The sequence below is a fragment of the Thermoactinomyces vulgaris genome, from assembly GCF_005886755.1.
Taxonomy (GTDB): Bacteria; Bacillota; Bacilli; order Thermoactinomycetales; family Thermoactinomycetaceae; genus Thermoactinomyces; species Thermoactinomyces vulgaris.
Window position 1 is genome coordinate 1,025,196 of sequence record NZ_CP039710.1, and the last position, 13,815, is coordinate 1,039,010.

Sequence of the window (13,815 nt, forward strand, 5' to 3'; positions counted from 1 at the left end):
GCCCGTTTGGGGCGAATAACCGAAAATTATTGAATAAATAGAATAAAAAAATTTATAATAAAAATGAAAACGCTGTCATTCGGACCGAAGGAGTGGGGAAACATGAACTACGAATTGACATCCGAGCAACAAATGATCCGATCTTTGATGCGTGATTTTGCCGAAGGAGAGGTGGCTCCGGGAGCGGATGAAAGGGATCGAAGCAAGCAATTTCCCAAGGATATTTTTCAGAAAATGTCCAATCTTAAATTAATGGGGTTGCCCTTTCCGGAAGAATACGGAGGAGCGGGTGCAGATACGATCAGCTTTGCCATTGCCGTGGAGGAATTGAGCCGGGTTTGTGCTTCCACCGGAATCACTTATTCTGCTCACATCTCATTGGGGTGTGCTCCACTCTATCTCTTTGGAACCAAAGAACAAAAAGAAAAATATCTGGTTCCGTTGTGTGAAGGAAAGACCTTGGGGGCTTTTGGGCTCACCGAACCCAATGCCGGTTCCGATGCCGGAGGAACCAAAACCCGCGCTGTCAAAAAAGGGGACGAGTGGGTCATAAATGGCAGCAAATGTTTCATCACTAATGCCAGTTATGCAAAGTATTTGGCTTTGACCGCCGTGACCGGCCAATCCGGAGACCGCAAAGAAATCACCGCGTTTATCGTTCCGACGGATGCGCCCGGGTTCCAAGTGCTGGATCATTATGTGAAGCTGGGGTTAAACAGTTCCAATACCACCGAATTGGTGTTGGAAGATGTGCACGTTCCGGAAGAAAATATTTTGGGGGAAAGGGGAAAAGGGTTTAAACAGTTTTTGATCACCCTGGACGGGGGCCGGATCGGGATCGGGGCCATGGCGGTCGGAATAGCGCAGGGAGCCTATGAATTGGCTTTGAAGTATGCGAAAGAACGGAAACAATTTGGCCAATCTCTGTCCAAGTTTCAGGCGATTCAGCATAAATTGGCGGATATGCACATGAAAATTGAATTGGCCCGGACTTATGTATATAAAGCTGCCTGGTTGAAGGATCAGGGAAAACGGTTTACCAAGGAAGCTTCCATCTGTAAATTGTTTGCTTCGGAAGTGGCCATGGAAGTTGCCAATCAAGCGGTGCAAATTCATGGCGGCTGGGGATATATGCACGATTATAAAGTGGAGCGGTATTTCCGTGATGCCAAATTGACCGAGATCGGGGAAGGAACCTCGGAGATTCAGCGCAATATCATTGCACGTGAAATCGGCTGTTGAAAAGGGAGGTCATATCTTGGCGGAACTGGTTCATTACACGCTGGGGGATTTGTTGGACGAACAAGTGAAGCTCCATGGAAAAAAAGAAGCGGTGATTTATCCGGAGAAAGGCATTCGCTGGACTTATGAGGACTTTCAAAAAAAGGTGATCGAAGCTGCCAAAGGATTGATTAAGCTGGGGTTGGACAAAGGGCATCACCTGGCCATCTGGGCTCTGAACCAACCGGAATGGTTGATTTCCCAATTTGCCACCGGCATGACCGGGGTGGTTTTGATTACGGTCAACACCAATTACCGCGTGCGCGAACTGGAATATTTGCTGAAGCAATCGGATACGGAGACACTGATTTTGGAGAGGGAAGTAAAAGGCGTTTCCTATGTCGATATGCTTTATGAAATATGCCCGGAGTTAAAAGAATGTCCGCCCGGCCGGTTAAAATCCAAGAGATTGCCCAAATTGAAAAATGTCATACTGCTCGATGATGAACCGGCCCCCGGGATGTTTTGCTGGAAGGACCTGATTGAAATGGGGAGGGAGGTCCGGGAGGAGGAAGTCAAAGCCCGTCAGGCATCTTTGCATCCGGATGATGTGATCAACATGCAGTACACGTCCGGCACCACCGGATTTCCAAAAGGCGTGATGCTTTCTCACCACAATATCATCAACAACGGGCGAAATATCGCAGAGTGCATGAAATTGACGGAGAAAGACCGCCTCTGTATACCGGTGCCTTTTTTTCATTGCTTCGGGTGCGTCCTGGGCACCCTAGCCGGCATCAGTGTCGGGGCGGCCCTGGTTCCCTTGATCACCTTTGACGCCGGAAAAGTGCTGGAGATTGTGGAAAAGGAAAAGTGTACAGGCCTGCACGGGGTGCCCACCATGTTTATTACCGAATTGAATCATCCGTCCTTCCGAAAGAAAAAGTACCCCCATTTGCGAACGGGGATTATGGCCGGTTCCAATTGCCCGATTGAAGTGATGCGCAAAGTGACCGAAGACATGGGGGTCCGCGAAATCACCATTGCTTACGGCCAAACGGAGTCTTCACCGGTCATCACCCAGACCCGGACGGATGACCCTTTGGACGTGCGTGTGGCCACCGTGGGAAGGCCCTTGCCGCATGTGGAAGTGAAAATCATTGACCCCGAAAGCAACAAGCCGTTGCCTCCAGGAAAGCAAGGGGAGCTTTGCACCCGGGGTTACCATGTGATGAAAGGCTATTACAAAATGCCTGAGGCGACCCGGGAAGTGATTGATGAAGAAGGATGGCTTCACACCGGTGATTTGGCAGTGGAAAATGAAGATGGAACCTACCGGATTACCGGACGTTTGAAAGATATGATCATTCGCGGGGGCGAAAATATTTATCCGCGGGAGATCGAGGAATTTCTCTATACGCATCCCAAAGTTTTGGACATTCAAATTGTGGGAGTGCCGGACGAAAAGTATGGTGAAGTTTCGGTGGCTTTCATCCGGAAGAAAGAGGGGGTCGATTGTACGGAAGAGGAAATCATTGAGTTTTGCAAAGGGAACATTGCCCGGTACAAAATCCCTTCCCAAGTCATTTTTGTGGACAAATATCCGATGACCGCCAGCGGAAAAATCCAAAAGTACAAGTTGCGGGAAGCCTTTATCCGAAAGGACTTGTCCGCCTATCAACAAGCGGGCGGCAAAGCTTGACCCTTGTCTTTTTTCCGGCTTCCCGGTACATTTAGAATGAATATCATCGGTCTGTATGGATTACAGCAAGAAATGGAGAGTCAAAAATGGAGCGAATCCCTCCGATCTTGATGGATTTTCCGCATTCTTTCGAAACCGAACGTTTATGGATTCGTTTGCCTTTGCCGGGAGACGGGGAAAAAGTGTATGAAGCCATGGTGGAAACCGAGGAGCTTTTGCGCCAATGGATGCCATGGGCGCAAACTCCCCCTTCCAAAGAACAAGCCGAAATCAATGTCAGGCAGGCACACAGCAAGTTCTTGGAGCGAACCGACTTGCGTTTCCATTTGTTTCACAAAGAGACCAAGGATTTTGTCGGGAGCAGCGGACTGCACCGGATTGACTGGAGCGTACCGAAATTTGAAATCGGTTATTGGTGCCGCAAGTCTTACATTAGACAGGGGTACATCACTGAAGCGGTCCGGGGGTTGTCCGTATTTGCTTTTGAAATTTTAAAAGCCAACCGGGTGGAGATCCGCTGTGACCAACGAAATGTACGCAGCCGGAAAGTGGCTGAACGTTTGGGGTACCGGTTGGAAGGGATCCTGCGGAATTTCCATGTGTCCCCGGATCGCCAATTGGAAAATACGTGTGTATATGCAATGATTGCTGAAGACTTCCACAGTCTTTCATTACGGAAAAGCGGCGGTGCATCAATGTAGATGCTTGCGCTGTTTTTTTTTGCATATTAATCTATAAATGACAGATTATTTTATAAAGGAGGAATATTCTTACATGAGCGATTTTTTCCCAATCCATGATGTAGACTATTTAGAGTATTACACAGGAAATGCGAGGCAAGCTGCATCTTATTTTTGCCAGACGTTTGGATTTCGTCCGGTTGCTTACAGCGGATTGGAAACCGGAAACCGCGAAACCGTTTCGTATCTGGTGGAACAAGGGAATGTGCGCTTTTTGATTACCGGGGCTTATTCTCCGGAGCATGAGATTTCCTCCTTTGTCAGGCAACACGGTGACGGAGTCAAAGATATTGCCCTTTTGGTGGACGATGTGGAAAGCGCTTTCAAAGAAGCGGTTTCCCGCGGAGGCATTGCCATCAAAGAACCGTATGAATTGAGGGATGAACAAGGGGTTTTGAAAAAAGCTGTCATCGGCACCTATGGGGACACCGTCCATACGCTTGTGGAGCGGAAAAATTACAAAGGGTTGTTTGCGCCGGGCTTTATCCCGTGTGAAATGAACCTCCCCGTGCGGAATGCCGGCATCACCGGTGTGGACCATGTGGTGGGCAATGTGGAAAAAATGGAGACATGGGTGGCTTATTATGAGAAAGTCATGGGCTTTAAGCAGTTGATTCATTTTGATGACGAGGATATCAGCACGGAGTATTCGGCGTTGATGTCCAAAGTGATGCAAAACGGATCGGGAAGAATCAAGTTCCCCATCAACGAACCGGCGGAAGGAAAGAAAAAATCACAAATCCAGGAGTTTTTGGAGTTTTATCACGGTGCGGGCGTTCAACATGTGGCGCTCCTTACCGATGACATTGTGAAAACCGTGGAAACGATGCAGAAAAACGGCGTGGAGTTTTTGGACACCCCGGATACGTATTATGAAGATTTGTTTGAACGCGTCGGCGACATTGATGAAAAGCTGGATGATTTGAAACGGCTCCGGATTTTGGTGGACCGGGATGATGAAGGATATCTGTTGCAGATCTTCACCAAACCGATTGTGGACCGTCCGACCTTGTTCTTTGAAATCATCCAGCGCAAAGGCGCCAGGGGATTTGGTGAAGGAAACTTTAAAGCTTTGTTTGAGGCGATTGAGCGGGAGCAGGCCCGGCGAGGCAACTTATAAAGAGAAAATCATGAGACCCTGAGATGACAAGACGGCTTTTCTCTGTCATAAATCCTCAATATTAAGGTCATCCTATGGAAGAATCCAATTGACCAAATTGAGGTGACACAGATGAAAGGCCGTGTTTTTTCGCTCGTTCTCTCTTTGATTTTCGCCTCTTCGGTTTTGACCGGAATGGCGCCCCGTGTCAATACAAGGGAAGGGGTCGCTTATGCGGACCGCCCTTTTTATCAGATGGATACAACCTTTTATCCGGAAAAGGATGAGTTGACGGGACATATGGTGGTCACTTTGCCGGAAAAAAGAAACGAACCGCAAAATGAAGTATATTTCAGGCTCTATCCCAATGCATTTCAAAATTGGAAGCACAAAGCCTCCAAACCGGAAAAACCGGGTTACATCCGCGTTTTTCATGTGAAAGTGGATGGCAAAAGCGTGCAGCCCGATATCAAGGAAACGGTGATGAAAGTGCAGTTGCCCCGTTCCCTTCAAGACGGACAATCCGCCCGCATTGAGATGGATTTTTTATTGCATTTGCCCCGTGGAGGGATGCGGCTGAACACTTTCAAAAACACGGCCTTTTTGGCTCAGTGGTACCCGATGCTGGCCGTCAGGGATCAACACGGATGGCATACCGAACCGTACACCACGACCGGCGATCCCTTTTACTCGGTGATGTCTGATTTTGAAGTCACTTTCCGTCTCCCCGAAGGTTACCGGGTGATTTCCACGGGAAATGACAAAAATCAACCGGTACGCTCCAAAATCACCATCAAACAGGATCAAGTCCGCGACTTTGCAGCGGTTTTGACCAAAGATTACCGGTCGGTAAGCGGAAAGTACAAAGATATTCAAGTCAACCTTTGGTATATGAACGGGATGGAGGATGTGGCCAAACCCTTGTTGGAAGCAGCGGTATCCGGAATGAAATTTTACAGTGAAAAATTCGGACCCTATCCTTATGAAGAAGTCGATGTCGTGTTGGGGGAAACCGGTGAAGGAATCGCCGGGATGGAATATCCGGGCCTGGTGACCTCCATTCCAAAAATCGGGACCAAAAAAGGGATCCAACCGGCCGTCAATGTGGTGGTGCACGAGCTGGCGCACCAGTGGTGGTACGGGGTGGTCGGCAACAACCAAGCCAAAGAACCCTGGCTGGATGAAGGGTTGACCACCTTCTCCGAGTTTTTGTATATGGAAGAGCAGATGAAAGAAGATGAACGGGAGCTTTTGAAGAAAGCATCGGAAAAAGCCGATGAAATTCATCAAACGGTGGGGATCAGTTCGGCTCAACCGTTGTATGATTACCCGGAACCGGTGTACGGTCTGATGGTGTACATTCGTCCGGCAGCCATGTTGTATGAACTGATGGACGAAATCGGAAGAGAGAAAGTCCTGGAGATCTTAAAAACCTATTATCACCGTTATCAATACAAAGTCGCCACCACCCGGGATTTTATCCGGACCGCAGGTGAAGTGGCCGGCAAAGATTTGACTCCTTTTTTCCAAAAATGGTTGTACTTCAAGGAAGCTTAAATTCGAGGGGGAAGGAACCGAAAACAACCAAGCGAAGGAAGTGATGACCCGTCACTTCCTTCTTTGCTGTCCGGAGACGGCTCAACCAAACCGGTTGCTTTTTTGTTTAAAGGGTTCGTGCTATTATTCTAAGAGGCGTAAAGGTCTAAGTTTCAAGGGGGAGGGAAGAGGTTGTCGGATGATCCAATTGTCCTGTCGGCGCGCCTTCAGAAATTGACGGAATGGATCCCTTCCGGGGCGCGGGTGGCAGACATCGGCGGAGATCATGCCTATTTGCTGATTCATCAGGCCAAGGCCGGTTGTTTGTCACATGGAATTGTGGGAGAGTTAAACAAGGGGCCGTTTGAAAATGCCCGCCGCACCATCCGCATGGCAAAGGTGGAAAAGATGGTGGAAGTCCGCCTCGGAGACGGATTGTCAGTGTTAAAGCCGGATGAAGTCGATGTGGTTGTGATCGCCGGAATGGGCGGGGCTTTGATTGCTCAGATTTTAAACGAGGGCAAAGAAAAACTGCACGGTGTGAAAAGGTTGATTTTGCAACCCAACATCGGCGGCCACAATGTCCGCAGGTGGTTGAAAGAAAACGGATTTTGCCTGGTGGATGAATCATTGGTGGAAGATGCCGGCATCTTGTATGAGGCGATGGCGGCCGAACCCGGTGAGGAGAGGATTTATCACGAAATGGGCGGGGAGTTTTCGGAATCCACCTTAATGGAAGTGGGGCCGCTGCTTTTTAAGAAAAGGCATCCGCTTTTGAAAAGAAAAGTGATGCAGGAATGGGAATCGAAACAAAAGGTGTTTCGTTCATTGAAAAACGCGAAATCGGCGCCAGCTGTCACCAAAAGAGAACAACTGGCGGAACAATTAAAAGAATGGGAGAAGGTGAAAACATGTCTGTTCGCGGAGTCGACCTGATCAAAGCGATGGAATCGTATGCCCCTTCCGCTTTGGCTGTCGAAAAAGACCGGATTGGTTTACAGGTGGGGGATCCGCAAGGGGAAGTCCGGAAAGTGCTGGTCACCCTGGATGTGAATGAAGAAGTGGTGGATGAAGCGATTCGCATCGGGGCCAATTGGATCGTGGCTCATCATGCGGTGATTTTTCATCCGTTGAAAGAAATCCGGACCGATGAGCCGGCAGGCAGAATGTTTGCCAAGTTGCTGGCACACGGCATCCATGTTTACATCGCGCACACTAATTTGGATGCGGCTGAGGGTGGAGTGAATGATGCCTTGGCCGACCGTCTCGGGCTCACCGGCACCAAGGTTCTGATCGGCTATAAACAGGATGCATTGAAAAAACTGGTCGTCACCGTGCCGGTGGCTCATCATGAAGCGGTGCTGAATGCCATCAGCAGGGCCGGGGCCGGATGGATCGGGAACTATAGCCACTGCACGTTTAATGTGGAAGGAACCGGAACCTTTTTGCCGCGCGACGGGGCCAATCCGTTTATCGGCCAAACGGGGGAACTGGAAAAGGTGAAAGAGATCCGTTTGGAGACCATCATGCCGGCATCGATCGAAAAACGGGTGCTTGAAGCCATGTTCAAAGCCCATCCATATGAGGAAGTGGCTTATGACATTTATCCGTTGGATTTGAAAGGCGAGCCGCTCGGGTTCGGACGAATCGGATCCTTGCCGGAAACGATGAAATTGGATGAATTTGCCCGTTTCGTCAAAGACGCTTTTGAATGTGACGGGGTTCGTGTGGTGGGGGACCCGGAAAAAGAAATCCGGAAAGTGGCGATTTTGGGAGGATCTGGCGGCCGTTACCTTCGCGATGTCAAACGGCAGGGGGCCGATGTTTACATCACGGGGGATGTGGATTATCATACGGCGCAAGAAGCCATGGATTTGGGAATTTCACTGGTGGATCCGGGACACCATGTTGAGCATTGGGTGGTTCCGTATGTTTGCAAGGAGCTGGAAAAACGGTTGAACCGCCAGGTTCCGGTCGAACCGTCGAAAGTGAACACCAACCCCTTTCGGTTTTGTGTTTGAGCAAGTGGAAAGAGGTTCCTGTTGATATGACCCTGCTCCATTGTTATAATTAAATTTACTGTACAAAGGAAAGTAAACAAGGCAATCGCCGGTGGTGTACCGCAAGGTCCCACGGGAGGAAAGTCCGGGCTCCACAGGGCAGGGTGCCGGCTAACGGCCGGTGGGGGCGACCCTAAGGCTAGTGCCACAGAAATGCAGACCGCCGATGGGGACGAATTTCGTCTCACAGGCAAGGGTGCAACGGTGCGGTAAGAGCGCACCAGCAGCATGGAGACATGCTGGCTAGGTAAACCCCACCCGGAGCAAGACCTGATAGGAGATCAGCATCTTTGGATGCAGCTGTGGCCCGCAGTGATCTCGGGTAGGTCGCTGAAGTTGTGTAGCAATACACAATGTAGATAGATGATTGCCACTCCAATGGGTGGGAGACGTTCAAGCCGTTGCTTGGACCACCCGGAGAACAGAACCCGGCTTATTGTTTGCTTTCCGACAAATCGCTTGAGAAAAGACGCGAACGCGTCTTTTTTTATTTTTACGGACTTTTGCGGACTTTGAATAGGAATGAAAGGGAAGGCCATGCTAAACATAGAATCTTTCAAAATGAGGTTGGTTCAGATGAACGGGGACTTTACATCTTACGAGGCTTATTTGGAGCGTTATCAGACTTTTTACGATGAAGAATTGGATGACCGCCCTCCCGTGTTGGATCGTGAGCAATTCACCCGCTTGTTTCAGTTGCTGAAAGAAAGTTACCAAACCTATGAGGAAATGCTGCGCATGGGAAAACAGGAGCAGGCGGGGCAGTATTACCGCAGTGTGATTAACGGTTTGGAAAATCAATTGGCCATCAGTGATGCTTCTGACAATTTCCGTATACAACTTCTTCATTCAATGTAACCGGCCGGGAAAAACGATGGCTTGTTTTCAAGCCATTGTTTCTCGGGTGATATTTATCGGAAAATTCACGCGAAGAGAGAGGGTTTTGGCGGGCAATTGCCGGTGTTGTGAATTTTTGCCGCGGAACAGGCCGGACCGGGGTATAAATCGCAAAACGTTGCAAAACTTAACAAAAGATGAACATGAAGGAGGATATCTATGCAGCTGTTGAAGGAACTTACCGAAGCCAACGGGGTATCCGGGTTTGAAAAAGAAGTCCGCGAAGTCATGAAAAGGGAACTGAGCAAAGAAAATGTGGAAATTCAAACCGACGGGCTCGGAGGCATTTTCGGGATTAAAAAAGGGACAAGTGACCGGCCGCGTATTTTATTGGCCGGACACCTGGATGAAGTCGGCTTTATGGTGACCGAAATCACCAAAAGCGGTTATTTGCGTTTTACTCCGCTCGGGGGATGGTGGAGTCAGGTTCTGTTGTCACAGCGTGTTTTGATCATTACGGAACAAAGAACCTTTACGGGGGTCATCGGTTCCCGGCCGCCGCATGTGTTGACACCCGAAGAAAAAGGAAAATTGATTCCGATTCGCGAAATGTTTATTGATATCGGTGCCCACAGCGATGAGCAGGTGAAAGAATGGGGGATCCGCGTCGGAGATCCGATTGTGCCGGTGTGTCCGTTTGAAATTTTGCCGGATCGCGACACCATTCTGGCTAAAGCGCTGGACAACCGTGCCGGTTGTTATCTGGCTTTGGAAGTGTTAAAACAATTAAGTATGGCGGATCATCCCAATACGGTGATTGCCGGGGCCACGGTGCAGGAAGAAGTGGGCCTCAGGGGAGCGACAACCGCCCCGCGCCTGCTGAAGCCGGACGTTGCGATTGCTCTGGATGTGGGGGTTGCGGAAGATTCCCCGGGCAGTGAAGGACAAAACAAAGCCAAGCTGGGCAAAGGCCCGTTAATCACATTTTTGGATGCGACGATGATTCCCAATCTGTCCTTGCGCAATTATGTGGTGAAAGTGGCCGAAAAACATGGAATCCCTTTCCAAATCGACACGATGACCGGGGGTGGAACCGATGCCGGACAGTTCCATCTCTACGGCAAAGGCGTTCCGTCGATCGTCATTGGTGTGGCGGCACGGTACATCCACAGCCATGTTTCCATGATCAGCAAGAGTGACTTGGATCATGCCGTCCGCTTGCTGGTGGAAGTGGTCAAAGGGTTAAATCAGGACCAATACAATGAATTCATTCAATATGTCTGACTTGTACCCATCATGGGACGGTGACTCCATACCGTCCTCCTTTTATGCTATGATGGAGAAAGATCAAAAGGAATGGGGGAAATACAGCACGGTAAAACGAAAGGATTCAGGCGGGATGGATGAAGTTCAGGGAGCTTGCCGGCCAGGATGAACCGGCGGACAAAAAGCAGTATTTTTCAGCATCGGAATTCGTAAGATATTTTTAGAATGAGACGTGTCCAAAAACGGGGTTGAGTTATGGAACAAGCATTGTATATCTTGCAGGAATACGGGTATATAGGAATCTTTCTGTTTCTGGTGTTGGGGCTGATCGGACTTCCGTTGCCCGATGAGATTATGTTAACTTTTCTTGGTTATTTGACAACCATCGGACAATTGAATTTTTACCTCACCATCCTTTGTGCGTTTCTCGGATCGGCGGGTGGAATCACCATCAGTTATTTGCTCGGCATTTGGTTGGGATACCCGTTTTTGAAAAAATACGGGCCCAAGCTTTTCATTACCCGCCGGCGATTGCGAATCACGCAGTTGCTGTTCCGTAAATACGGAAATTGGCTGTTGTTTGGCGGGTATTTCATTCCCGGCGTCCGCCATGTCTCGGCCTATCTGGCGGGGATAACCCGGATTTCTTATTGGCGTTTTGCCATACATGCCTATGCAGGCGCCGTTTGCTGGTGCACTGCTTTTATCGGTTTGGGGCATCTTCTGGGAGCCAATTGGGAATGGGGGTTTTTTCTGTTGCACAAGTATGGGACCCGGATTTTATTCATTCTGTTGCCGGTTGCTCTGGTTTTTGGCGGATGGTATTTTTGGAGTCAAAATAAATCGTTAAACACAAAATAGAAAGTGGCGAACGGTACCATCATCCCCAAAAAAGTTGGTGGTGGCTTTTCTTTATGGAATCCGGTGATTGCTTGTCAAAGGTGGAGAGATAAAGATATAGTGGAAGAGGTTAAGGAGGGATGGGGATGACGATACAAATTTTGTCGCTCATGGATGATAAACATCTGATCCAAATCTTATCCACACAGCAAGCGGCGTACCAGGTGGAAGCAGAGCGAATCCGTTCCTACAATATTCCCACACTGAAAGAAACCATTCAATCCATGCGAAAATCGAAAGAAACGTTTATCGGTATATATAAAAAAGATCAATTGGCCGGTTTTTTATCGTACATAAAAGAGAAAGACCGGATGACGATCTGCCGTCTGGCGGTTCATCCGGACTATTTTCGGCAGGGGATTGCCTCCCGGTTGTTGACGGAGGTTTTAAACCAACCCGGGATCAAAAGCTGGGTCGTGACCACGGGAAAAGAAAATGAGCCGGCCATTCGATGTTATGAAAAGCACGGATTTCAGAAGCAGGAAGAAATCATGACAAGAGAAGGGATTCCCATCGTGCGAATGTTTAAAAAAGTTGACGGGTAGATCATTCTATGTTTAGAATAAAGAAGATAACATCATATTGAAATTATCCACTAGGGGTGCACGGACGTGCTGAGAGGAACATGGTTCCAACCCTTTGAACTTGAACTGGGTCATGCCAGCGAAAGGAAGTGGGGAAGGTTCGTTATGACTTGATGATGCATAAAAACCGGTATCCCCATGGATGCCGGTTTTTTTGATGGGGGATTCGTGTATGGAATTGCATGTGATATCCAGCCCTTGTCAAACACTCAGTGGTTTGATCGAACAATGGACCCGTTTGGCTCCTTATGCCGATGCTTTTCATCTGCGCTACAAAGAAAAAAGCGAAGGGGAAATCTTGGAGATGGCCCGTCTGCTTTTGCAAGAAACCCCGATTGAGGCGAAATCGTTGATCATTAACCGGCATGCCGCTGTGGCGGAAGAATTGGGGGCAGGGGGCCTGCATCTGACCGAACATCAAGTGATTTCCCGGGAAATGTTGCAACGGTTGCAACGAAAAATGCGGGTGGGACGTTCCGTTCACTCTGTCCGCCGCGCGGTTGAAGCAAATCAGGAAGGCATGGATTATCTGATGGCAGGGCACATTTTTCCTTCCGCTTCCAAACCGGGATTGCCTCCCTTCGGGGTGGAATCGTTGCGGCGATTGGTACAAGCCTGTTCGCTGCCTGTCATTGCCATCGGCGGGATCGGACCGGCCAATGTGAATCAAATCCGACAAACGGGTGCTGAAGGAGTGGCTGTGATTTCAGCCGTCGCACATCATCCTTCCCCTGAAGAAGCGGCAAAGGAAATGAAAAGAAGGTGGGTTGATGAAGCACAGTGATGTTTTAATTATTGGCGGAGGGATCATCGGCAGTTCCATTGCTTATCACTTGGCCAAAGCAAAAGTAAAAGTCGTTATCCTTGAACAAGACCGGGCAGGCGCTCATGCCTCAAGGGCGGCCGCGGGAATGTTGGGGGCCCAGGTGGAGATGCATCATCCGGGGCCGCTGGCCGATGCTTGTTTAAAAAGCAGGTCCATGTTTCCTGAACTGGCGGAAGCATTGCGGGAGCAGACCGGGCTGGATATTGAATTGAACCGTTCCGGGTTGATCAAACCCGCCCGGTCGGAAGAGGAAGCGGCCGGTTTAAAAGAACGGATGAAATGGCAAAAAGCCATATGGCTGGATCGCAAGGAATGCCTGGAGAAGGAAAGAGGGCTGGGCGAAGAAGTGATCGGCGGCTTGTTTTTTTCTGAGGAATTTCAAGTTTCTGCCCCCCGGTTGACCCAAGCTTTGATCCGGGCTGCGCAACAGCAGGGAGCGAAATTGATCGAAGATTGCAAAGTCATTGATTTTTGCGTTGAAAACGGACGGATCCGGAAAGTGGTCACCCCGCATGAAGAATGGGCGGCGGACACGGTGGTGCTCGCTGCCGGTGCTTGGACGGGGATTGCTTCGCGGCGGTTGGGATTGAACCTGCCGGTCTATCCGGTCAAAGGCGAGTCCTTTGCCCTGAAAACCACCCGTCCTTCCCTGAAACACACGATATTCGGCAATGATGTGTACATCGTGCCAAAAGCAAACGGTGAATGGATCATTGGCGCCACCGAAAAAGAACATCAGTGGGATCCCGGCGTGACAGCCGAAGCGGTTTACCGGCTTATCGCCGATGCCTCCCGTTACTTGCCTGGTGTCAAAGAATTAAACATCAGCCGGATGTGGGCAAGCGTCCGTCCCGGAACGCCGGATAAGCTTCCTGTGATCGGCCGGCTGGAAAACATCGATCATTGCATTGTGGCCACCGGTCATTTTCGAAATGGCATTTTACTCAGCCCTTGGACCGGTCAAGTCGTGGCCCGTCTCATTTTGGGAGAAACAGAAGAAGAATGTCTCCCGTTCAGTCCCCGGAGGTTTACCGGATGAAAAGG

13 protein-coding genes, 1 other RNA gene and 1 riboswitch are annotated in these 13,815 nt (G+C 49.4%); all 14 genes read left to right on the forward strand.

The features are described from left to right. The first annotated feature begins 102 nt into the window (after positions 1-102). The 14 genes from FA954_RS05300 (at position 103) to thiO (ending at position 13,810) form a co-directional block, all read left to right on the forward strand. Entirely contained in the window at positions 103-1,242 is a 1,140-nt protein-coding gene (locus FA954_RS05300; protein WP_037994500.1) for an acyl-CoA dehydrogenase, read from the forward strand. A gap of 25 nt (positions 1,243-1,267) precedes the next feature. Next, the gene (locus tag FA954_RS05305; protein WP_037994691.1) at positions 1,268-2,923 is read left to right on the forward strand and encodes an AMP-binding protein; all 1,656 of its coding nucleotides are present in this window, start codon (positions 1,268-1,270) and stop codon (positions 2,921-2,923) included. A gap of 86 nt (positions 2,924-3,009) precedes the next feature. Next, a complete protein-coding gene (locus FA954_RS05310) occupies positions 3,010-3,624 on the forward strand; it encodes a GNAT family N-acetyltransferase (RefSeq protein WP_342353659.1) in 615 nt (204 codons plus the stop codon). Positions 3,625-3,661: 37 nt separating this feature from the next. After that, the gene (hppD, locus tag FA954_RS05315; protein WP_037994498.1) at positions 3,662-4,783 is read left to right on the forward strand and encodes a 4-hydroxyphenylpyruvate dioxygenase; all 1,122 of its coding nucleotides are present in this window, start codon (positions 3,662-3,664) and stop codon (positions 4,781-4,783) included. 111 nt (positions 4,784-4,894) lie between these two features. Further along, the gene (locus tag FA954_RS05320) at positions 4,895-6,319 is read left to right on the forward strand and encodes a M1 family metallopeptidase (protein WP_037994496.1); all 1,425 of its coding nucleotides are present in this window, start codon (positions 4,895-4,897) and stop codon (positions 6,317-6,319) included. A 171-nt stretch (positions 6,320-6,490) separates the two neighbouring features. Continuing rightward, positions 6,491-7,234, forward strand: coding sequence for a tRNA (adenine(22)-N(1))-methyltransferase (locus FA954_RS05325; protein ID WP_037994494.1), 744 nt, complete (start codon positions 6,491-6,493; stop codon positions 7,232-7,234). Next, entirely contained in the window at positions 7,210-8,319 is a 1,110-nt protein-coding gene (locus FA954_RS05330) for a Nif3-like dinuclear metal center hexameric protein (protein ID WP_037994492.1), read from the forward strand. The genes FA954_RS05325 and FA954_RS05330 overlap by 25 nt, the downstream gene beginning before the upstream one ends. Before the next feature lie 69 nt (positions 8,320-8,388). Next, positions 8,389-8,809, forward strand: an RNA gene (gene rnpB / locus FA954_RS05335) — RNase P RNA component class A. A gap of 125 nt (positions 8,810-8,934) precedes the next feature. Beyond that, positions 8,935-9,216: a hypothetical protein gene (locus FA954_RS05340; RefSeq protein WP_037994490.1), complete on the forward strand. Its 282-nt coding sequence runs from the start codon at positions 8,935-8,937 to the stop codon at positions 9,214-9,216. A gap of 198 nt (positions 9,217-9,414) precedes the next feature. Beyond that, positions 9,415-10,479, forward strand: coding sequence for a M42 family metallopeptidase (locus FA954_RS05345; protein WP_037994489.1), 1,065 nt, complete (start codon positions 9,415-9,417; stop codon positions 10,477-10,479). A gap of 237 nt (positions 10,480-10,716) precedes the next feature. Further along, on the forward strand, positions 10,717-11,322 hold the full coding sequence (locus FA954_RS05350; RefSeq protein WP_037994486.1) for a DedA family protein: 606 nt from the start codon (positions 10,717-10,719) through the stop codon (positions 11,320-11,322). 125 nt (positions 11,323-11,447) lie between these two features. Further along, on the forward strand, positions 11,448-11,906 hold the full coding sequence (locus FA954_RS05355; protein WP_037994485.1) for a GNAT family N-acetyltransferase: 459 nt from the start codon (positions 11,448-11,450) through the stop codon (positions 11,904-11,906). Positions 11,907-11,948: 42 nt separating this feature from the next. Continuing rightward, positions 11,949-12,050, forward strand: a riboswitch (TPP riboswitch). Between the two features lie 67 nt (positions 12,051-12,117). Beyond that, positions 12,118-12,729 carry a thiamine phosphate synthase gene (locus FA954_RS05360; RefSeq protein ID WP_062843148.1) on the forward strand — a complete coding sequence of 204 codons (612 nt, stop codon included), beginning with the start codon at positions 12,118-12,120 and terminating at the stop codon, positions 12,727-12,729. Further along, positions 12,716-13,810, forward strand: a complete 1,095-nt coding sequence (gene thiO, locus FA954_RS05365) for a glycine oxidase ThiO (protein ID WP_138614916.1) — start codon at positions 12,716-12,718, stop codon at positions 13,808-13,810. Before FA954_RS05360 ends, thiO begins: the two co-directional genes overlap by 14 nt. Positions 13,811-13,815 lie beyond the last annotated feature (5 nt).